At 40.3% G+C, this 22,803-nt stretch carries 16 protein-coding genes and 1 other annotated feature; of the genes, 4 read left to right on the top strand and 12 right to left on the bottom strand.

Annotated elements, in window-relative coordinates; translation table 11 throughout:
• Positions 1–15: 15 nt before the first annotated feature.
• Positions 16–1,050, top strand: a complete 1,035-nt coding sequence (locus AB3I00_RS02070) for a LacI family DNA-binding transcriptional regulator (RefSeq protein ID WP_002319100.1) — start codon at positions 16–18, stop codon at positions 1,048–1,050.
• 66 nt (positions 1,051–1,116) lie between these two features.
• On the opposite strand, the gene AB3I00_RS02065 is transcribed toward AB3I00_RS02070, so the two are convergent.
• The 3 genes from AB3I00_RS02065 to AB3I00_RS02055 all read right to left on the bottom strand — a co-directional run bounded on the left by AB3I00_RS02065 (position 1,117) and on the right by AB3I00_RS02055 (position 4,554).
• Positions 1,117–2,130 carry an alpha/beta hydrolase gene (locus AB3I00_RS02065; protein ID WP_368024685.1) on the bottom strand — a complete coding sequence of 338 codons (1,014 nt, stop codon included), beginning with the start codon at positions 2,128–2,130 and terminating at the stop codon, positions 1,117–1,119.
• A gap of 77 nt (positions 2,131–2,207) precedes the next feature.
• Entirely contained in the window at positions 2,208–3,344 is a 1,137-nt protein-coding gene (locus tag AB3I00_RS02060; RefSeq protein ID WP_368024684.1) for a 5-methyltetrahydropteroyltriglutamate--homocysteine S-methyltransferase, read from the bottom strand.
• Positions 3,345–3,436: 92 nt separating this feature from the next.
• Positions 3,437–3,668 (bottom strand) — a binding site (T-box leader).
• Between the two features lie 124 nt (positions 3,669–3,792).
• Positions 3,793–4,554: a MerR family transcriptional regulator gene (locus AB3I00_RS02055; protein ID WP_368024683.1), complete on the bottom strand. Its 762-nt coding sequence runs from the start codon at positions 4,552–4,554 to the stop codon at positions 3,793–3,795.
• A 98-nt stretch (positions 4,555–4,652) separates the two neighbouring features.
• On the opposite strand from AB3I00_RS02055, the gene AB3I00_RS02050 reads away from it, so the two are divergent.
• Together AB3I00_RS02050 and AB3I00_RS02045 are read left to right on the top strand one after the other, a co-directional pair.
• A complete protein-coding gene (locus AB3I00_RS02050) occupies positions 4,653–6,374 on the top strand; it encodes an ABC transporter ATP-binding protein (RefSeq protein WP_368024682.1) in 1,722 nt (573 codons plus the stop codon).
• Between the two features lie 14 nt (positions 6,375–6,388).
• Entirely contained in the window at positions 6,389–8,173 is a 1,785-nt protein-coding gene (locus AB3I00_RS02045; RefSeq protein WP_368024681.1) for an ABC transporter ATP-binding protein, read from the top strand.
• Between the two features lie 570 nt (positions 8,174–8,743).
• Here the strand turns inward: AB3I00_RS02045 and AB3I00_RS02040 are convergent.
• The 8 genes from AB3I00_RS02040 to pcrA form a co-directional block, all read right to left on the bottom strand.
• A complete protein-coding gene (locus AB3I00_RS02040; RefSeq protein WP_002295229.1) occupies positions 8,744–8,872 on the bottom strand; it encodes a 30S ribosomal protein S9 in 129 nt (42 codons plus the stop codon).
• Between the two features lie 2 nt (positions 8,873–8,874).
• Positions 8,875–10,248 (bottom strand): 23S rRNA (uracil(1939)-C(5))-methyltransferase RlmD, encoded by a 1,374-nt coding sequence (rlmD, locus tag AB3I00_RS02035; RefSeq protein WP_002314856.1) that lies wholly within the window; start codon positions 10,246–10,248, stop codon positions 8,875–8,877.
• Positions 10,249–10,358: 110 nt separating this feature from the next.
• On the bottom strand, positions 10,359–11,414 hold the full coding sequence (locus AB3I00_RS02030) for a diacylglycerol kinase (RefSeq protein ID WP_002292050.1): 1,056 nt from the start codon (positions 11,412–11,414) through the stop codon (positions 10,359–10,361).
• 9 nt (positions 11,415–11,423) lie between these two features.
• Positions 11,424–12,854, bottom strand: coding sequence for an Asp-tRNA(Asn)/Glu-tRNA(Gln) amidotransferase subunit GatB (gene gatB / locus AB3I00_RS02025; protein WP_002297526.1), 1,431 nt, complete (start codon positions 12,852–12,854; stop codon positions 11,424–11,426).
• Complete coding sequence (gene gatA / locus AB3I00_RS02020) at positions 12,851–14,323, bottom strand: Asp-tRNA(Asn)/Glu-tRNA(Gln) amidotransferase subunit GatA (RefSeq protein WP_002297528.1); 1,473 nt, start codon at positions 14,321–14,323, stop codon at positions 12,851–12,853. The genes gatB and gatA overlap by 4 nt, the downstream gene beginning before the upstream one ends.
• Complete coding sequence (gene gatC / locus AB3I00_RS02015) at positions 14,323–14,628, bottom strand: Asp-tRNA(Asn)/Glu-tRNA(Gln) amidotransferase subunit GatC (RefSeq protein ID WP_002288477.1); 306 nt, start codon at positions 14,626–14,628, stop codon at positions 14,323–14,325. Before gatC ends, gatA begins: the two co-directional genes overlap by 1 nt.
• Positions 14,629–14,733: 105 nt before the next feature.
• The gene (ligA, locus tag AB3I00_RS02010) at positions 14,734–16,770 is read right to left on the bottom strand and encodes an NAD-dependent DNA ligase LigA (protein WP_368024680.1); all 2,037 of its coding nucleotides are present in this window, start codon (positions 16,768–16,770) and stop codon (positions 14,734–14,736) included.
• Positions 16,771–16,786: 16 nt separating this feature from the next.
• Complete coding sequence (gene pcrA / locus AB3I00_RS02005) at positions 16,787–19,024, bottom strand: DNA helicase PcrA (RefSeq protein WP_368024679.1); 2,238 nt, start codon at positions 19,022–19,024, stop codon at positions 16,787–16,789.
• A gap of 154 nt (positions 19,025–19,178) precedes the next feature.
• On the opposite strand from pcrA, the gene AB3I00_RS02000 reads away from it, so the two are divergent.
• Positions 19,179–20,738 carry a ClC family H(+)/Cl(-) exchange transporter gene (locus AB3I00_RS02000; protein WP_002340759.1) on the top strand — a complete coding sequence of 520 codons (1,560 nt, stop codon included), beginning with the start codon at positions 19,179–19,181 and terminating at the stop codon, positions 20,736–20,738.
• A 118-nt stretch (positions 20,739–20,856) separates the two neighbouring features.
• Here the strand turns inward: AB3I00_RS02000 and AB3I00_RS01995 are convergent, their stop codons facing one another.
• Complete coding sequence (locus AB3I00_RS01995) at positions 20,857–22,788, bottom strand: fructose-specific PTS transporter subunit EIIC (protein WP_002306502.1); 1,932 nt, start codon at positions 22,786–22,788, stop codon at positions 20,857–20,859.
• Positions 22,789–22,803: the final 15 nt, after the last annotated feature.

The following is a 22,803-nucleotide window of genomic DNA, read 5'->3' as shown; positions in this document are numbered from 1 at the left end:
GAGGAGTGTGTAAAAATGGTTGGAATTAGAGATGTCGCACGAAAGGCAAATGTCTCTCCTGCTACAGTTTCCCGCGTGTTGAATAACGATCAGACGATCCATGTGGCTCAGGCTACTCGGCAACGAATAGTAGAGGCAGCAGCTGCGTTGGATTATGATATCAGTACTCGAAAATATATCAAAAAGAGAATGCCTTCGATTGGTGTGATCTCTACGATCGGCAAGGCGAGCGAAGAACAGGATATCTATTACAAACATTTGCGAGTAGGGATGGAAGAAGAAGCTCGACGTCTGCATTTAGGGATGAATCGAATCTATAATCTATCTGATAATCCTAAACAATGGGAAGATCTAGATCAGTTAGGTGCGGTGATCGTTGTTGGGACCGTTACGAAAGAATCGATTACCGCCTTGTTAAAACAAAACATGCAAATAGTCGTCGTGGATAACCCTGACATCCAGCAAGAGGTCGATATGGTCTATGCAGATCTTGAACGGATGACTAAAACCGTACTGGAATTGTTCTTAGAAAATGGCCATAAAAGAATAGCCTATATCGGGGGGTATAAAGTCGATATGGATGAATTTGGTGGGAAACAGATTTCTACAAATGAAAAAAGGATGCGTGCCTATCAACATTTTATGGCAGATCATCACTTGGAAAAGTATATTTCTTATCGTCTAGGTGGCTGGACAGAAAAACAAGGTGAGGTACTTGCGACTGATCTATTAGAAAATGAATCTCCTCTTCCTACTGCCATTCTTGTCGGGAGCGATCCAATGGCAATCGGTGTCTATCGCGCATTGAAACAAAAAAATATCCAAATTGGAGAAGAGATTGTTGTAGCAAGCTTTGATAATATCGAGACAATCGCAAACCTCTCCCCTGGCTTGACCAGTGTTCAAATCAATGCGAAATCAATTGGGCAAGCAGCTGTTCGAATGGCATTGGAGCGAATTGACGGAATACGGGACGAACCAATCATTTTGACTTATCCTGCACGATTGATTGTTCGGGAAAGTTTTATCCCAAGAACAAAAAGGTATTAAAAGAGAGGTTGTGAAAAGCCGCTTCGTTTCTTCATACTCAAAACTAAACGGCTTTTTCACAACCTCTTACTTATACTTATTCACAAAATCCAATGTCTGCTGGTAACAATTTTGCGATTCTTTTAGCGTGTAATCAAATTGGTATTCATGGGTAATCTCTTTTTTTGTATCTGTATAAAACAAGGATTGCACGGGTACCTTTAATTCTGTCAACCGGTTTTCTAATGCTTGACCTTGTTCTTGGAAGGAGTAAGCATTTCCGTCAGTTATATACGTTGGCGGAAATTCCTTAGAAACATGGTCAGCCACACTAGCTTCTTTCAGTTGCTCGCTCGTTTTCCAATCTTTTGTTCCAATCAACGACCATGCAACGGTTTTGACGAAGAACTTCATAAATCGATCATCCGAATGTTGCTGTGCTGTTAGTTTCAAATCAACGGGTCCGCAATAAGAAATAGTTCCTTTCAAACTATCTTTTGGAAGTACCTGTTTGATTTTCATTTGTTTGGCATACGCTTCATTTGTTTGTAGAGCTGCATATTGCAAAGCGATTTGTGCACCTGCACTATCTCCGCCAAAAAATAGTTGTTCCATATCTAACAGTTTGTCGTCTTTTTCTTCAGCTAATAAATCTTTGACTAGCTCATTCACTTGAAGAACTTGATTAGGGTATTCTGAATCAGGCGCTAATTCATAATTCATCGCCACCACTGCGATGTTGGCGTCTGATACTAATTTTGTCGCAAATTCCTTGACACCTGATTTATCTCCGCCGACGAACCCTCCACCATGTACCCAAAACAGAACAGGAACAGGTCCCTTGCTGTTTTTTGGATAGTAGATATCATACGTATTCTCTTTATAGTTGGACTCGTACGTCAAATCTGTTTTTTTCGCCACGTTTTTTTCTGCTTGATTGAACGTTTTCTGATCGGTGATTTGAACAGTATTTGAAAACATATGGTTGATCAAGAATGCTCCGGGTCTGGGGGAAAGCTGGAAGGCAAGAAAGAGTGCAAACGCGATCCCAAGAATGATTCCGAAGAACCATCCGATAAATTTAAGAATTTTCTTTTTCATAAGTCTCCCTCAGTAATTAATATTAAGCATTCTGATTATACCATAGTGTTCTTTCCTAGCAAGCTCTCCTGCATGATTTAATTGTTCCCCCAAACTTCTTCTGCAATGCTTTTGACAAAAGCAATCTTTTCCCATTGTTCTTCTTCAGACAAAATATTTCCTTCTTCTGTTGAAGCAAATCCGCATTGAGGACTTAAGCACAAACGATCCAAAGGCAGATATCGTGTCGCTTCGTAGATCCGGTCAATCACTTGCTGGCGCTCTTCCAGTTCACCACTTTTCGTTGTGATCAAGCCTAATACGACTAATTTATCTTCGGAAACTTTCGCTAAAGGTGCAAAACTCCCAGCACGTTCACTATCGTATTCTAAATAATAGGCACGGACATTTTCTTGAGTAAATAATGGATCTGCTACGTCGTCATAGCCCCCCGATGCTGCCCAAGTAGAATGATAATTCCCGCGACAGACATGTGTATTGAGTGTTAAATCATCCGGCTGGTCAGCTAAGACTGCATTGTTGATCGTTAAATAAAGATTTGCTAGTTCCCGACGAACTTCTTTTTCATCTTTTCCCTCATCCATCGCAAACCCTTTAGGAAGTGGTGCAACTAATACTCCCCATGTACAATCATCTAGCTGGATCGTCCGCGCACCTGCTTCATATAAGTCGTCGATCACTTGACGATAAGCTGCGATGATATCTTTGATCAATGTTTGATTGTCTTCATAGACTTTTCGAACATGGGGTAATATATCCGGACGAAGTAGTTCCACTAAAATTTGAGCTGGAGCAGGAATTGTCTGTTTCACTTCGATGCCTTGACTTGTATGAGCCTGAGTGAATTTAAAATGTTCGACGAAAGGGTGGTTCGTACCAGAAATTTTCCCCGTCACAATCACTGTACCAGGACGTGTCTCTTCTCCATGAAAGAAATAGCCATGTTCAGGCACATAAAATTCCACGCCATTCAACCCATAAAAGAAGTCCAAGTGCCACCAGCTGCGACGGAACTCTCCATCAGTAACAGCTTTCAAACCAGCTCCTTCTTGTTTTCTTATCAATTCGATGATCGTTTCATCTTCAACTTTTCGAAGTTCCTCTTGTGTGATTTCCCCATCGGTAAAACGAGTCCTTGCCTCTTTCAGCTTTTCAGGACGTAAAAAGCTCCCGACGATGTCATAGCGAAATGGTGATGTTGTTCGAATTGTCATAAAAAATCTCCTCCAATAATCATGTTTTAACAAAGCGTAAGAAGCTTTTCAAAAAAAGAAAAAAGTACCCGCCTCTTTTGCCGTTGAACGACAAAAGGGACGAATACTTCGTGTTACCACCCTTATTTGCATTATTTTCACAAATAATGCCTCATCGGTACAGATTGTATACCCGGCGAGTTATCGGTCGCTTTACCGTTTAGATTGCGTGAACAATCCAAAAAACTCAGAGCTCATCTTCACTGACCAAACAATCCTTGCTCTCACCTACCAAGGTCTCTGTACTTATTTCCGATCAGCTACTCTTCTCTTCAACGCTTCATTATTTGCTAATTAATATCCCACTTTCGTTTCATTTTGTCAATCTTTTTTTAATAAAAAAAATCAAGCAGTTTCTCTCTTATTTCGTTTTCATCCATTCAATCCACTTATCCTAAATATTTCTTTCCTATTTTTTCATTTCCATCCATGCATGATAATATTCAATTCTGATATTGTTTTCGTCCGTATTTGTCAATAGATATTGTCCGATCACTTCTCCTGTTTCCCACCCTTTTTCATGCATTGTTTTTCTGACTTCTAAGATATTATTACGTTCCGCATGGTTCATCTCAGATTTCAATAAAAACCGGCGATAAACAGTCGTATCTTTTTTCTTCCAAATCACATCTTGGGAAAATAAATGTATCTCACTGGGGTCGATAAAAAAGCCGTACATCGTTTGCGAACTGGAAGCTGGCATACTCATCATTCCAAAACTCGAATAGTTCGGTAGAAATTGTTTTATTTCCACAATATCCTCAAATTCCGTTGAGATCATACAGTCAAAAGGGATCTCTTCTATAGGAAATTCTTCCTCGTCTGTATCGATCATCAATTTCAACTGTTTTTTTCGCGCCCTTATCTCTTTCTGTTTTTGTTTCATTATCAATAGTTCTTTATGGATTCTTTTTTCTGTTTCATCAAGCGTCTCATATAACTCCGTCAGCGTTTTACCATATAAATTCTTCATCTGCTTGATCGGTATATCTAATTTTCTATAAAAAACAATATCATAAAGCATAAAAATATCGTCGATATCAAACAAGCGGTAATCATTCTCTTCCTGTCTGCTTGACCGGATCAGGCCCTGTTCATCCCAATAGCGAATCGTTGATTTTGGCAAATCGAACAGTTCTGATACTTGGCCGATCGTGTACATTTTTTTCATTTTTTCTCACCTCTTTTCTAGTTTATTCTTTTTTCTATTGACCTTCAAGCTACTTGAAGGTATAGAATCGAAAAGTATCAGGAAAAAGGAGGAATAATATGACTATCTTAAAAAAATTCTTACAGCAAAACAAAGGACTCGCTCTCCTTACCTTTGTGATGATCTGTTTACAAATCGCCGGTACATTAGGTGTACCAAAATTAGTAGCCAAACTGATCGACACAGGTATAGCAAGTGGCGAAGCCTCTGTTATCAAGAAAATCGGCGTTGAAATGCTACTTGTAGCATTTCTAGGAACGATCGCTGCAGTTGCCTCTAGTTACTTTTCAGCGTTGGCATCCGCTCGGTTTGGATTCCAGACACGGGAGAAATATTTCCGTAAATTCCAACAACTGTCAATGAAGGATATCAGCCGTTTCAGTTCTGGATCTCTTTTGACAAGAATGACGAATGATGTCGATAATGTCCAGCAAATGATTGTTTTATTTTGCCAAATGATTTTACCAGCACCAGTTATTTGCTTTTTCACCATCCTCATGATGTTTCGTTATTCTCTATTGCTTACATGGGTTACATTACTCTCTGTTGTTTTTTACGTATGGATCGTTTACCGACTGATGAAACGAGGAACGCCTTTATCTTTGAGTATCCAACCAAAAATGGATCGGATCACCATCACATTGAGAGAATTCTTTACGGGGATCAATATGATTCGTGCCTTTGATAATCAATCATATGAAGAAAAGCGAACGAATCAGACCTTTGCAGATTATGCTAGTCAAATGATCAAAGTGAACCGAATCTTTGCTTGGGTCACTCCAATTGCTTTTTTACTCATGGGAATCGTTTATGCTTCTATTTTGTGGTTTGGCGGAAATCTTGTGGCAGACGGGACGTTACAGATCGGGGTCGTGACCGCGGTAGTGGAATACTCTATGCTGACACTTGCTTATTTGATGATTGCAGCCATGGTACTGGTCATTATCCCTAAATCATTCGCCTCTTTACGACGAATAGAAGAAATACTCGAAGCAGAGATCGAAATTAAAGAAGAGACGATCCAAACAGTTGCTAAACCATCCTTTGCTCAGATAAATGCAGCTGCTTTTGAACATGTCACATTCAAATATACTGAAACTTCTGATCCAGTTCTAGAAGATATTGATTTTACAATACCTAAAGGAAAAACAACGGCGATTGTTGGCGGGACCGGATCTGGAAAAAGCAGTTTAGCAAAACTTCTCTTGAGACTAAGTGATCCTACGGTAGGAAAAGTGACCCTTGGTGGTATCCCTCTTACTCAAATGACGCAGGAACAGATCCGCTCACACATCAGTTATGTCCCTCAAAAAGCCTTCTTATTCAGCGGTACGATCTTAAGCAACTTGCAGATGGGAAATGAACATGCCTTACCAGAAGAATTGACTAAAGCGATCAAGATCGCCCAATTAGAAGAACTAGTGGACACTCTTCCTGATGGATTAGATAGCTTTGTTGCTCAAGGTGGTTCTAATTACTCTGGCGGACAGAAACAGCGGATATGCATTGCTCGAGCATTGATCAAACCAGCAGAAATCTATGTATTCGATGATAGTTTTTCCGCTTTAGATTATAAAACAGACGCAGCATTAAGGGCAGCACTCCATAAACACATGTCGGAGAAAACTCTCGTGATTGTTGCTCAACGTCTCAGTACGATCCAACAAGCAGATAACATCATTGTTTTAGATGAAGGAAAAATCGTAGGACAAGGTACTCATGAAGAACTATTGTCTAATTGTCAAACATATCAAGAATTTGCCAAATCACAAGGAATATAGAAAGAAGGGATTCGATGGAAAAGAAAAAAACGTTGAACACACGCGCTTTGATACGTTTTTGGAAAATGATCAAACCTGAACATAAATATTTTTACGGATTGTTTCTATGCAGTTTGTTGGGCAACCTATTAGTTGTAGCCATGCCCCTGATCATGGGAATCGGGATTGATGATTTGTTGTCGCAAATAAGAAAAACAGGTATTGGACAGCTTTCTTTCAGTGATATCAAACAAGCATTGCTGTTCCCTGTCTTATTGCTGATCGGCTGCTCAGTCCTAAGTAGTATTGCTTCATTTATCCAAGAACGTACAATGGCAGCATTAAGCGAAAAGATCACATTGAGGGTGCGAAAAGAAATCACAAAAAAATTCAAAACGTTACCGATGTCGTTTTTTGATAATCATCAAGTCGGCGACATCATCAGTCGAACGACTACCGGACTCAATCAGCTTTCTCAAGTGTTATTGACAGGTATCAATCAATTTTTCACTTCTGTCGTAACAATAGCTGCTGCTGGTCTAATGCTGTTTTATATCGAAAGCAAGCTTACTTTGCTCGTCTTATTGCTGATCGTCGGAAGTTCAATTGTTACAACTAAAATTGCGAATAAAAACAAACAGATTTCTGAACAAAACCAATATGAACTAGGTGTCTTGAATAATCGGATGGAAGAAATCTTAGCTGGTAATCTAGTAGTCAAAACATTCAATCAGCAAGCTCATGCAGAAGCTTCTATACATGAAGTAAACAAAAAACAATACAATGCTTTTAAACGTGCTCAATTTATGAACTTTGCCATCTATCCGGCAATCCGTTTCATCAATCAACTCGCCTTCATCATAAGTGCGGTATTCGGTGCTATACTTGTTCTTTCTGGTGGTGTGACGATTGGCTTCTTACAAGCTTACCTTCAGTACATCAATCAGATCTCTGAACCAATTTCTACTGCTTCTTATGTGATCAACTCGATCCAATCCGCAATGGCAGCAATCGAAAGGATCTTTGAGATATTAGATGAAACAGATGAAATTCCGGACCTACCAGAAGCAAAACTTTTGGAAGAACCGGAAGGAAAAATAGCTTTCAAAAATGTACAATTTGGTTACACATCGGATAAAATATTGATGAATCAAGTTGATTTTTCAGTAAAACCAAAACAAACTGTGGCGATCGTTGGACCAACTGGTGCAGGAAAAACGACTTTAGTCAATCTGCTGATGCGTTTTTATGAACTGAATAAAGGAAAGATCGAATTTGACGGCCGCGATATTACTAAGCTTTCGCGTGGAGAACTACGCCGTTCTTTTGGGATGGTCTTACAAAATACCTGGCTGTTTGAAGGAACAGTGGCCGATAATATTGCCTATGGGAAAATGGATGCCACGAGAGAACAAATTATCGAAGCGGCTGAAATCGCGCAATGTGATCACTTTATTCGAACACTGCCAGAGGGATATGATACAATCATCTCTAGCGAAAATGGTACGTTATCTCAAGGCCAGCAACAATTATTAACAATTGCACGGGTCATTCTGGCAAATCCCCCTGTCGTTATTTTAGATGAAGCAACTTCTAGTGTAGATACACGAACAGAAGCATTGATCCAGCAAGCAATGGAGGCTGTGACAAAAGACAGGACAAGTTTTGTCATCGCGCACCGTTTGTCAACGATTGAAAATGCAGATATGATCCTTGTAATGAAAAACGGCGATATCGTCGAAAAAGGAACGCATTCTGAATTACTCCAAGCACCAACGCTTTATGCTAGCCTTTATAATAGTCAATTTCAGGTAGCATAGCCAAAAGAGCGTGGGACAAAAGTAAAGAACACTTTTGTCCCACGCTCTAAACACGTATAAACGGCGGAAGCAGAAGCAACTCCTTCGGAAATAAGCTGAAATTAACAAAAATTTGAAAAAGCAATTTTCGTGAATTCCTTCTTATTTCTTGGAGTTAAACGCTTCTGTCCCAGCCTCTTTGTCTCATTACTGGTTGAACACAAAAAATGTTAAAATATCTGAATGCAATCAGCTAAATATTTTGGAATGGCCTCGTATGTAGCTTTCCAGTCAGCAGGAGCAATTCTGATGGCTTTCATGAGTTTTTCTAAGCTTTTCTAAATGCAGCTAAATTTCTTGTTTCTTTTGTCATCATGACTTTTTTAACCCCTCATTTTCAACGACTTTTTCACGAACAGCCGATTGAATTACCAAAAAATGTGGAGTATAGCGGCATTTATTCACTCTTTTTTTATCTTTTTTAGGTTATATCATTTTCAAGAATATAAAACAAAGTGTATGAGGATTTAAATAGTGAAAGGATGGGGAACGATCATCAAGATCATCGTTCCCCATCCTTTTTTAACCATATTACTTATTAAAGATCTTAGGGCCTTTTCTCATGTTTTTACGATCATTCTTAGGTGTTTCCATTTGTTTGGATCGGCCTCCACCTTGTTTCTTTTTGATCAATTCTTTCATTTTTTCTTTTTGGTCCATTTTTATTCTCCTTTAACGAATGAAGCGACTAATTCGATATGATGGGTTTGCGGGAAAAGATCTACAGGCTGAACTTTCTTCACGGCATAACCTGCTTCTGCAAATAACTTAGCATCTCTTGCAAAAGTTGCCGGATTACACGAGATATAGACGATTCGTTCTGGTGACATTTCGATTGCTGATTCAATAAAATGATGATCTAATCCTTTTCGTGGAGGGTCAACTACGATCACAGATGGTTTAATCCCTTTTTCTTGCCATTTTTTCATGACTTTCTCTGCTTTTCCGACTTCATAATGAACATTTTCGATTTTATTATTTAAAGCATTGAACTGTGCATCTTCAATTGCTTCTGGAATAACTTCCATCCCATACACCTTATCCACTCTGTCTGCTAAAGACAAGCCAATCGTACCTATTCCTGAATAAGCGTCGATCACAATGTCTTTTTTATCTAACTCAGCAAACTCGATGGCTGTTTGGTACAGATACTCTGCTTGTTGAGTATTTACTTGATAAAATGACTTTGCTGAGATTCGATAGGTTTTTCCTAATAGCTGATCTTCGATATAGTCTCTGCCATATAAAACTTTTTCTTTGTCTCCTAAAATCACATTTGTTTTTTCTTCATTGATATTTTGGATGACCGAAACCACTTCTGGCAATTCTTCATGAATGGCTTCAGCAATTTCCTTGGATTTAAAGAATTTTTCTTTACGAGTAACTAAAACGACCATCATTTCATGGGAATAATGACCACGACGGATAATGATGTGACGAAGCTGGCCTTCATTTTTTTCTTCATTATATCCTCGTACTTGGAACCGTTGCAAGATATCTCTGACTACTTTGATTGCTTGATCGATGACAGGATCTTGGATATAAAAATCTTCGATAGGGACTAGATCATGGCTATTCTTTTTGTAAAAACCGGTGGCTAACTGTCCATCGATACGGCGAACAGGGATCTGTGCTTTATTACGGTAGCCGAATGGTTCTGCCATTCCGACCGTTGGAAGTACAGGAACTTCTGGCATCTTAGCAATCTTCGCCATTACATGCTCTACTTGTTTTTGTTTGAAGACAAGCTGTTGTTCATACTTCAAATGGGCTAAAGGTGCGATACCTGTGCGAAGTAATGCATTGTTTTCTACAGGCTGGCGATCAGGAGATTGTGTAATAAATGTTTCGACTTTCCCATACCCAAACTTATTGCCTGCTTTCACTACTAGTATTTCTACTTCTTCTCCAGGGAGTGCATTTTCGATAAACAATGGATAACCATCGATTTTTGCTACCCCCATTCCTTCATAACTCAAGTCGACGATTTCGACTGTATATCGTTCGTTTTTCTTTACTATTTGCTGTTCTGTCATATTTTGCTCCTTTAAGCCTATTTTTCAATCCTACTGAACTCTACTATAAATCAGCTAATTACACAACTAAAACCGGCACTGACCTTACTACGTTCAGCACCGGCTTTTGATTAATTCTTTTGATTAGGTGTTTCGTCTGCTATTTTTCCGTCACCGTCGATATCTTCATCCGTTAAACGTTCGACTTCTTTTACGAATTCTTTGCTGACAACCTCTAATTCTTCTTCATCTGTGCCTGTGATTGCTTCATCAGGAATCTGATCGGTATTGGCAAAGAACTCAATGTGTTGATGAAGATTTTGGAAATGCATCGGTGCTTCCCCGCCATATTCACCATCTAAGTTGATCATTACTGGTCGATTGATATCATCTTCTGTTTCGACGAACAAACTGCTTGTTTTGGTATAGATTACTCTTGGATCATCGACATGTCGACCGCCATTCAGCATGAGTGCCGCAATATGCAAGATCTCAAAGATATTTGCTGTCTTCACAATGATCAAAGAAAACTTGCCATCATCCAATTTGGCATCTGGCGCGATCTGTTCGAATCCTCCAACAGAGTTCGTCAGCCCTAGGAAAAACATCGAAGCATTTCCGATATATTCCCCTTCATCATACTTCAAGCGCATTTTGATTGGCTTTACTCGAGGCAGCATCTCTGCTCCTTTCGCAAGGTAGGCAAGATAACCAAAAATACTCTTTAGTTCTGATGGAACTTCATAAGTCAATTCTGTCAAATAGCCGCCTGCAGCGATATTGATGAAGTAACTGCTATCAGAAAGACCGATGTCCATTTTTACTGTTTGGTGTTTTTTTATTACTTCTGCTGCTGCTTTAATATTATCTCTAGGAATTTTTAATGCTCGAGCATAGTCGTTCGTCGTACCGGCTGGGATAATGGCCATTTTAGGACGGTGTTCAAGCGGAGCGATCCCATTGACCACTTCGTTGATCGTTCCGTCGCCCCCAGCTGCCACTACTAGATCAAAACCTAGTTCTGCAACTCTGCGTGCTTCATTCTTGGCTGAATCAGGTTCTGGTGTAGTGGCATAGGCGCTGGCTTCAAATCCTGCTTCTTCTAATGCCTGCAGGATATCCGCCAAATTTTTTTTCAATAATTCTTTTCCCGAGGTAGGGTTATAAATTACGCGTGCTTTTTTCATTTTCAGCCTCTAGCGTTTCGCTAATTCATCTTTAAGCAGCTTGTTCACGACACCAGGATTTGCTTGCCCTTTAGTTGCTTTCATGATTTGACCGACTAGGAAGCCAACCGCACGATCTTTTCCATTTTTGAAATCATCGACAGATTGTTGATTGTTATCCAAGATTTCATTAATGATTGGAAGAAGTTTGCTAGGATCAGATAATTGTACCCAACCATTTTTCTCAACAACTTCTTGCGCTTCTCCGCCATTTGTGATCAATTCACGGAAGACTTTTTTGGCGATTTTTGAGCTGATCGTTCCATCGGCGATCAAACGAATCATTCCTGCTAAGTTCTCAGGTGTCAATTTTGTCTCAGCTAATTCCAGTTTCTCACTGTTCAAGTAAGCAGAAACTTCACCCATCAACCAGTTAGATGCTTGCTTGGCATCTGCACCATTTTCCAAAACAGCTTCAAAGAAATCAGACATTTCTTTTGTAAGTGTCAATACCATTGCGTCATACTCCGGAAGACCAAATTCACGGATATAGCGTTCGCGACGAGAAGCTGGCATCTCAGGTAAACTAGCTTTTACTTTTTGAATCCATTCGTCATCGATCACGAATTTCGGAATATCAGGCTCTGGGAAATAACGATAATCACTAGAACCCTCTTTCACACGCATCAAAACTGTTTTATTCGTTGTTTCGTCAAAACGGCGTGTTTCTTGTTGGATTTCTCCTCCTGAAAGAAGAACTTTTGCTTGTCGTTTTTCTTCAAAAGCTAAACCTTTTTTCACGAAAGATAAAGAGTTCAAGTTTTTCAATTCTGCTTTCGTACCGAATTCTTCTTGTCCATAAGGGCGGAGAGAAATATTCGCATCACAACGCATAGACCCTTCTTCCATTTTCACATCGCTGACTTCTGTAAATTGGATGATTGAACGTAATGCTTCTAGATAAGCGTATGCTTCTTCTGGTGAACGCATATCAGCTTCAGAAACGATTTCGATCAAAGGCGTGCCTTGTCGGTTCAAATCAACGTAAGAATAGCCGCCGATACCATGCATGTTTTTCCCAGCATCTTCTTCTAAATGGACCCGTTCGATCCGGATTTTTTTCTTCTTGCCTTCTACTTCGATTTCGATCCATCCGTCATGACCGATTGGTTGATCAAATTGGGAAATTTGATATGCTTTCGGATTATCTGGGTAAAAGTAATTTTTCCGGTCAAAATGAGTATCTTTAGAGATTTCGCAGTTTAATGCCAAAGCGGCTTTCATCCCGAATTCCAGCGCAGCTTTGTTCATTACTGGCAGCACGCCTGGATAACCCCAGTCAATCACGTTTGTATTGCTGTTTGGTTCTGCACCAAAATGAGCTGGCGCTGGAGAGAAAATTTTTGAGTTGGTTTTCAACTCGACGTGGACTTCTAGTCCAATGACTGTTTCAAAATTCATTCGTCTTTCCCTCCTAAAATAGCTGGTTGTTGTGTGTGGAATTCTGTTGCTTGTTCAAACGCATATGCCGCTTGATACATCGTTTTTTCATCAAAATAATTACCGATGATCTGCAATCCAACTGGTAATCCTTCTGACAATCCTGCCGGTACAGACATACCTGGAAGTCCAGCCAAGTTGACAGGGATCGTTAAGATGTCACTCATGTACATCGTGATTGGATCGTTGATGTTCTCACCGATTCCGAATGCCACTGTTGGTGAAGATGGTCCGATGATCAAGTCATAATCTGCAAAGACTTTTTCAAAATCTCGTTTGATCAATGTACGGACTTGTCCTGCTTTTTTGAAGTAAGCGTCATAATAGCCCGCACTTAATGAGAATGTACCTAACATGATACGGCGTTTTACTTCTTCACCGAATCCTTCTGAACGTGAGTTGACATATACATCATCCAATGATTTCACGTTTTCAGAGCGATAACCATAGCGAATACCATCGAAACGTTGCAAGTTGGAACTTGCTTCTGATGAGGCAATGATATAATAAACAGCCACACCGTATTTTGAATGTGGTAAGCTGACTTCTTCCACAACAGCACCTAATGAACGGAATGTTTCTGCTGCTTTCAATACAGCTTCTTTTACGCCAGGGGCCACACCTTCGCCTAAGTATTCTTTAGGTAAAGCAATCTTCATTCCTTTGATGTCACCGGTCAGTCCCTCTGCAAAGTCAGGAACTGAAACGCCTGAAGAAGTACCGTCTTTTTCGTCATAACCACTGATAGCTGTTAATGCTAATGCGTTATCTTTCACCGTACGGGTCATTGGTCCGATTTGGTCAAGAGATGAAGCAAAGGCAATCAAACCAAAACGTGAGACACGGCCATAAGTAGGTTTCATTCCTACAATGCCGTTGAAAGCTGCTGGCTGGCGGATACTTCCCCCCGTATCACTACCTAAAGAAACTGGGATTTGTCCAGCTGCTACTGCTGCTGCAGAACCACCGGAAGAGCCCCCAGGTACTTTTGTTTGGTCCCAAGCATTTTTTGTTTTCTTGAAATAAGAAGTTTCTGTACTTCCGCCCATAGCAAATTCATCCATGTTTAGTTTACCAACAGGGATCATATCTGCTTGATAGATTTTATCCATGACCGTTGCATCATAAATTGGTTCAAAATTGTAAAGAATCTTAGATGCAGCGGTTGTCAAGATATCTTTTGTTACGATATTATCCTTGATACCAATCGGAATTCCAGCAAGGATGTTGCTTTCATCAATACCTTTTTCATCTAAAGCTTTTGCCTGTTCCAATGCTTTTTCTTCATTCAATGTGATGAATGCTTCGATCTCAGGCTCTGTTTCTTTGATTCGTTCAAATGTTGCTTTTGTCAAATCTTGTACAGTGATTTCTTTTGATACAAGCATATGATGTAGTTCCTCTAGAGAACGATTGTGTAATTTTGTCATTATGCGCCAGCCTCCCCATTATCGATGATTGCGGGTACTTTGATAAAGCCGTCTTCTGTTTCCGGCACATTTTTCAATAATTCATCTCGGTTCCATCCAGCTTGCGCCCGATCTTGTCGCATCACGTTTACTGTTTCGACAACATTCGACGTAAATGGAACACCTTCCGTATCTACTTCTTCCAGCATTTCCACCATATCGATGATTTTACCTAATTGGTCGGTAAAACTTGCAAGTTCTTCATCTGCGAACGCAAGTTTTGCTAATTTGGCAACGTGTTTCACTTGTTCTTCACTAATCGCCATACTACCCCTTCTTTCTAAACGAGTTAAAAACTTTGCTCTCTATTTTAACATAAGAGTGCTCTGTCTGAAATTATTTATTGAAATTTGTCTGAAAAAACTCAATATTTATTCTTTTGCAGAGTGGCTTTTAGCCAATGCTTCTGCCATTTGATCTTCTGTCCAAACTTCGATTCCTAATTCTTGTGCTTTGGTTAGCTTGCTGCCAGCATCTTCTCCTGCTACCACGATATCCGTTTTTTTCGATACGCTACCAGTCACTTTCCCGCCAAGATTTTCGATCGTCTCTTTTGCTTCTTCACGAGTCAATCGTGTTAGTTTACCAGTAAGGACTACTGTTTTTTCTTTAAAAGGCGACTCGACTTCATGCAATTGGGTACTTCGAAGCCCTTTGTATTCGAAATTGACGCCTGCTTGTTTTAATTCATTCATCAATTCATGGACTTCTTCGTTACTAAAATAAGTGACTACACTGTCGGCAATGATATCACCGATCGTATCAAGCGCAATGATCGACTCATAGTCGCTTCTACTCAATGTCTCTAGATCACCAAAATGTTCTGCTAAAATTTTTGCTGCTTTCGCTCCGACATGTCGGATTCCTAATCCGAAAATCAACCGCTCTACCGAATTATCTTTGCTGTTGTCAATTGCTGTCAAAATATTATTTGCTGATTTTTCTTTTATTTTGTCCAACGTCAATAACTCTTCTTCTGTCAATTTATAAAGATCAGCAACATCTGCGACTAGTTTTTTGTCATACATCTGTTCAAGCACACGCGGGCCCAACCCGTCGATATTCATCGCATTTCTTGAGACAAAGTGATTCAAGCCTTCTTTCATTTGAGCAGGGCATTTAGGATTGATGCACCGTAGCGCTACTTCTTCATCCAAATGGACAAGTTCACTTCCACAAACTGGGCAATGTGTAGGTAATTGGTATTCTTCGCTGTCTTTAGGTCGTTTATCCAACACGACTTGCGAAACTTCTGGAATGATATCTCCCGCTTTATAAATCAGAACTGTATCTTTCAAGCGGATATCCTTCAACTTGATATAATCCCCATTATGCAGACTGGCACGGCTTACTGTCGTTCCTGCTACTCGGACCGGCGTCATGATAGCCGTTGGCGTCACTACCCCCGTTCGTCCGACTGTCCATTCGATGTTTTCGATCAGTGTTTCAACTTCTTCTGGGGGAAACTTATAAGCTGTTGCCCATCGTGGTGCTTTGACAGTAAAGCCAAGTTGATCTTGCAGCGAGAACTCATTCACTTTGATGACGATCCCATCAATCTCATAGGGCAAATCTACACGTTTATCATGATATTCCTCAATGTATGCCCATACTTCGTCAATCGAATGACATAAACGTTTTTCCCGATTCGTGTGGAATCCTATTTTTTCTAGCTCTTCTAGTGCATCATACTGTGTTTTTGCTTCCATAGGACCGAAATCAGCTACTGTGTATAAGAAAGTATCCAGGTTTCTTTTCGCAGTGATTTTAGAATCTAACTGACGCAAGGAACCGGCTGCGGCATTCCGAGGATTCGCAAAGATATCTTTTCCCTCTGCTTCTCTGTCTTGATTCAATTGAACAAATGAACGTTTTGGCATGAAACATTCGCCTCTTACTTCGATGTTCATCGGTTCTTTTAATTTGATTGGGACTGATCGGACAGTCTTTAGGTTTTCAGTGATGTTTTCTCCTACAGTCCCATCCCCACGAGTCGCTCCTCTAACGAAATTCCCATCTTCATAACGCAAAGAGACGGAAAGACCATCTATTTTTAGTTCGCAGCAATAATCGACTACACGTCCCACTGCTTTTTGTACACGTTGATCAAAAGCTATCAGCTCTTCTTTGCTGAAAACGTCGTTCAAACTGTAAAGCGGAATATCATGAGTGACTTTTTCAAACCCTTCTAATACTTTTCCGCCTACTCGTTGAGTGGGAGAATCCGACGTGATCAAATCAGGATATTGTTCTTCGATTGCTACTAATTCTGCGTATTCTTTATCATAAACATAGTCTTCCACTGTTGGTTTATCTTCTACGTAGTATTCGCGAGACCATTGGTTCAATCTTGTACGAAGTTCTTCTGCTCGTTTAGCAGCTTCGTCAATCGTCATTTCATGTTCCATCATTTACCCTCCACTACTAAGCTTTTTCAATTGGCGCAAAGGCAGCCAAAAGACGTTTTACTCCTTGACTTGGGAAAGCCACATCTAGTTCTAGATCCTTCGACGTCCCACTTACTCGGACGACTGTTCCTAGTCCCCATTTTTTATGTTTGACTTTATCTCCAGGTTTCCAGCTGTTCTTTTCCCCTCCAGTGGCACTTTTAGAGGAAACAACCGCTGTCTCTGGCTGTTTATAGCTATATGCTGCTGTTTTTTTAGCGAATACAGGTGTTTTTTTAGGCGTAGGACGCATGCCCTCGATTTCTAGCAATTCTTGATCGATTTCTTCTACAAAACGAGAAGGTCGGTTATATTGCGTCCGTCCATATAATGTTCTGGAGAAAGCATTGGTTAAATACAACGCTTCTTCTGCTCGCGTGATTCCCACATAAGCGAGACGACGTTCTTCTTCCAGTTCGCTTTCTTCCATCAATGCTCGAGATAAAGGAAAAACACCTTCTTCTAGACCAATCAGGAATACAACTGGAAATTCTAATCCTTTGGCTGCATGCAATGTCATCAATGTCACTTGCGAAGCGTCTTCTTCTAAATTGTCAATGTCAGAAACAAGTGCCAGATCGTTCAAGAAGACCGTTAGTTTTTCTTCTGGTGCATCAGAATCTTCTTCATTTTGCTGTTCGAATTGCTTATCGAATTCTTGTGTGACCGTTAAAAATTCCTCCAAGTTTTCGATGCGCGCTTGTGCTTCTAATGTATTTTGGATTTTTAAATCTTCCAGGTAACCGCTACGATCCAAAACCTCTTTCGTCAATTCTGTCACTGTCAAGTATGGGATCATCTGCGTGACTTCTTGAATCATCTCTCCAAATGCACCTAATTGCTGGCCTGCTTTTCCACCGATATTTGCCAGATCCACATTTTGGGCTGCTTCAAGCAGCGGCCATTCATGGAGAGAAGCAAAACTGCGTAGTTTTTCGATAGATCCTGGTCCGATGCCTCGTTTGGGCGAATTAACGATACGCTCAAAACTGATTGAGTCTTGAGGATTTGCCAGCACATTTAAATACGCTAAAATATCTTTGATTTCTTTACGATCGTAGAATTTGTGCCCTCCAACCATTTTATAAGGAATATTTGCTTTCAACAGGGTTTCTTCCATTACACGAGATTGTGCGTTCGTCCGGTACAAAATGGCAAAGTCGCCGTAATTTCGATGATTGCTTCGAATCTCTTCTTGCATCCGGTCTACGATAAAACGAGTTTCGTCTCGTTCATTATCTGCACGATAGTAAGTGATCTTGTTTCCTTCTTTGTTTTCTGTCCACAAGTTTTTTGGTTTTCGATTGCTATTGTTTTCAATGACTTGGTTTGCCGCGCTAAGAATGTTTTTCGTGGAGCGATAGTTTTGTTCCAGCAAAATCACTGCAGCATCTGGATAATCTTTTTCGAAATCCAAGATGTTCTGCATATCTGCACCGCGCCAGCCGTAGATACTTTGATCTGCATCTCCCACTACGCATAGATTTCTAAATCTACCTGCCAATAAATTGACCAACGTATACTGTGCGTGGTTTGTATCTTGATACTCATCTACATGAATATAATGGAATTTGTTTTGGTAATATGTGAGTGAATCAGGATGTTCTTCAAATAACCGGATCGTATTCATGATCAGGTCGTCAAAGTCCATACATTGATTGTATTGAAGCTCTTTTTGATAAGCAGCGTAACATTTTGCCGCAATCTCTTCGTAATAACTACCTTGCATTTTTGCAAAATCCTGAGGGGTCTGCAAGCTATTTTTTGCTTGGGAGATTGTTCCTAATATGCTGCGAGGATCATATTTTTTCGGGTCAATGTTCAGTTCTTTCAGTATCCGTTTCATCAAGGTCAGCTGTTCAGAAGAGTCGATGATCGTAAAGTTCCGGTTATACCCGATAAAATCAACATCTCTTCTTAAAATACGCACACACATTGAGTGAAAAGTCGATACCCAGACATCTTCGCCTCCAGATGCGAGAATCGCATTGACACGTTCTTTCATTTCTTTTGCAGCTTTATTGGTAAAAGTAATCGCTAGGATGTTCCAAGGATTGACTTCTTTTTCCTCAATCAAATAGGCAATACGATGCGTCAACACTCTCGTCTTTCCACTTCCCGCACCTGCCATCAGCAATAATGGTCCGTCAGTGTGAAGAACAGCTTCTTTCTGACGGGGGTTCATCCCGTTTAATAATTCAGCTTTGGATGACATTAACAACATCCTTTCTTTTATCAATCTTGTTAATTATAGCATTTTCTTGGCTTTCATTAAACTAGCTAATTCAAAATCATTTGTTTCTTTTTATGGATTTCTCCTTGTCAATTCGTTGATTTCGCGCTAAATTAAAAGAAAGCGAGGCGTTTGAATGGAAAAAAAAGGAAAAATCAAGAAATTAGATAAAACTCAGATATATTTTATTCTAAAAGGAATATTCGTTGGACTACTGACAGGAATCGTGGTTAGCCTGTTTCGTTTATCGATCGAAAAGTTAGGCGATTTTGTTCGAAGTATCTATGAAATAAGTCGGGAACAGCCGATTTACTTAGTTGGCATGGCTATTTGCTGCATCCTTGCAGCATTTTTTGTGGGTTATCTGGTCAAAAATGAACCGGATATCAAAGGAAGCGGGATTCCACAAGTAGAAGGACAGCTTCGAGGGGAATTATCAATGAACTGGTTCTCTGTTTTATGGAAAAAGTTCATTGGTGGTGTACTTTCAGTTGGCGCAGGACTTTTTCTAGGTCGAGAAGGCCCTTCTATACAGCTTGGCGCAGCTATCGGACAAGGAGCTGGACAATTGTTTCGGAGTCCATCTTCAGAAGAAAAGATTTTGATTTCTAGCGGAGCAAGTAGCGGACTTGCAGCAGCATTCAATGCTCCTATCGCAGGATTACTCTTTGTTTTAGAAGAAATCCATCACTCCTTCTCTCCTCTTGTTTGGCTGACATCTTTTGCTGCGGCCATCACGGCTAACTTTGTCTCTCTTTATTTTTTTGGCTTAAGACCAGTTTTATATCTAGGGGATCTTCCTTCTTTGCCGTTGAAATATTATGGTTCTTTGGTGGTATTAGGCGTACTTCTAGGCGTCTTAGGTTTTATTTATCAAAAGGTCCTGCTGGCATTGCCAAAATTTTACAACCGATTGCCTTTACCAGCTTATTTTCATGGATTCGTTCCTTTCTTGCTGATTTTGCCGATTGGTTATTTATGGCCTAGTACGCTAGGCGGAGGCAATCAAATCGTTTTAGCTTTTGGACATGCTTCATTGCCAATCATTATGATTATCGGTTTGTTTGTTCTTCGATTCGTTTTTTCCATGATTTCTTATGGTGGTGGTCTTCCAGGAGGGATTTTCCTTCCGATATTGACATTGGGTGCTTTAATCGGTAGCTTTTATGGAAACATCATGGTTGATTTCGGGATGGATCCAATCTACATCAAGGATTTCGTCGTGATTGCCATGGCTGGTTATTTCACAGCAATTGGGAAAGCACCGCTGACAGCAATTATTTTAGTGACAGAAATGGTTGGCTCTCTCAATCATCTGATGCCTTTAGGGTTGGCTGCTCTTGTTGCTTATATCGTCAATGATCTTCTCGGAGGGAATCCGATCTACGAATCATTGTTGGAACGTTTACTTGGAAATAATCAGACCGCCGCTCTTAAAGGTGCAAGGACAACTTTTGATTTTCCAGTAACGGCAGAGAGTTCTTTAGACGGATTAATGGTGCGGGACTTCAATTGGCCTAAAAATATGCTGCTAATCTCTATACGCAGAGGAAATCAGGAAATCTTGACTCACGGTGATACGATCATGAATGTAGGAGATATTTTGGTAATCTTGACTGATGAAGCAAACTTACCAAGAATCAAGCAAGAAATCGAGGCTAAATCTTCGATCACAAATTTGAAGCAATCATTTTAACGAACCGAGAAGAACTATTTTATGGCACAACAACTATTCATCTATACTACTCATCTATACTACTTTGACTCTACAAAAAAAGAAGAGGCTGGATTTCCCCAGTCTCTTCTTTTTATTTCTATGCTTCTGCTACTGCAGGAGCTTTTCTCAACAAACCATAAATCACACCAGAGACGACTGCTCCGATAGCAATAAACACCAAATACATGATTGGGTGACTCAGTAAGAATACAACAAAAATTCCGCCATGAGGAGCCAGTAATTTGATTCCGAAAGCACCGACTAATCCGCCAGTTAAAGCAGAACCAATAATAAAACTTGGAATGGCACGAATCGGGTCAGCTGCTGCAAATGGAATCGATCCTTCCGTGACAAACGAAAGTCCCATCACGATGTTCGTCAAACCAGCATCTTGATCTGTTTTGCTGAATTTATTTTTGAACAAACGTGTAGCAACGAAAATCGCCAATGGAGGGACCATTCCTCCAGCCATAACAGAAGCCATCACAACACTTCCGCCAGTGGCAACAGTCGTAGCTAAAGTTGCTGTACCAAATACATAAGCGGCTTTGTTGATTGGACCGCCTAAATCTGCCGCCATCATTCCAGCTAATAATGCACCAAGTAAAGCAGCATTCGAACCACTCATACTTGTCAAGAAACCATTCAATGCATCATTGATTGCTTTCATAGGAACATTGACCAGCAACATCAGGAAACCAGTAATCAGTAAGCCAAACACTGGATAAAAGAGGATCGTTTTGATTCCATCCAATGATTTTGGTAAGTTCTTGAATAATTTACGTAAAAATACGATGACATAACCAGCCAAGAATCCACCAATCAGTGCGCCTAAGAATCCTGCGCCACCTGTATTAGCTAATGCACCAGCAGCAAATCCAACAATCAAACCAGGGCGGTCGCCGATACTTGAAGCAATAAATCCAGCTAATACCGGTAACATGAACCCAAATGCAGCTTGTCCGATTTGGTTGAACCAGCTAGCAGCTTGATTGTAGTTTCCCAGATTCGATAACTGGTCATGCGGCACGCCAATAAATTGGTCAATCATGAAAGAAAGAGCAATAGCGATTCCTCCACCAATAACGAATGGTAACATGTGTGATACGCCATTCATCAAATCTTTATAGATTCTTTGTCCGACAGTACCATCCGCGTTTCCTTCTTCTGAACTATTTTCTTTTCCGTCACCATGGAATACTGGTGCAGTACCACTAAGGGCTAGATTGATCAACTCTTCTGGTTTACGGATACCATCACTGACTGGACGATTGATCAATTCTTTTCCGTCAAAACGGTTCATCTCTACTTTTTTGTCTGCTGCAACGATCACGCCTTCTGCACGAGCGATGTCTTCAGCAGTCAATCGGTTTTTGATTCCTTCTGAACCGTTCGTTTCGACTTTGATCTCCACTCCCATTTCTTTCGCTTTTTTCTTCAAAGCATCTTCTGCCATGTAAGTATGAGCGATTCCTGTTGGGCAAGCTGTAACGGCAACAACGAATTTTCTTTCTGGATGAGCAGAAGCTTCTGCAGCTTGTGTTTCTTGTTCTGCTTTTTCTTCTGCTTCTTTTTGCTCTTCAGCTGTTTGGAACAAGTCTTGGACTTCTTCTGGTGTACTTGCTTCTTTTAATTTCGCTACAAAATCTGCATCAATCAGCAATCGAGATAGCGCTGCTAATGCTTGCAAGTGTGTGTCGTTCGCGCCCTCTGGAGCTGCGATCATGAAAAACAGATAAGTTGGCTGTCCGTCTAATGCTTCATAATCTACACCTTTTTGGCTTTTTGCAAATAAAACTGTTGCTTCTTTGACTGCACTATTTTTCGCGTGAGGCATGGCGATTCCGTCACCAAGACCTGTAGAGGTTTGTGCTTCACGAGCTAGAATTCCTTCTTTATATGTGTCGATATCGGAAATCCGGCCGGCATCAAACATTTTTTGGACCATTTCATCGATCGCGCCTTTTTTATCAGTCGCTTGCAAATCCATGATCATTGCTTCTTTGACCATTAAATCCTTGATATTCATGATTATCCTCCTTGA

Origin of the sequence: Enterococcus sp. C76, assembly GCF_040886985.1 — a bacterium.
In the GTDB taxonomy this organism is placed as follows: Bacteria; Bacillota; Bacilli; order Lactobacillales; family Enterococcaceae; genus Enterococcus_B; species Enterococcus_B lactis.
Note: the sequence above shows the minus strand (reverse complement) of the source record. Positions and strands in the feature narration are given on the sequence as shown.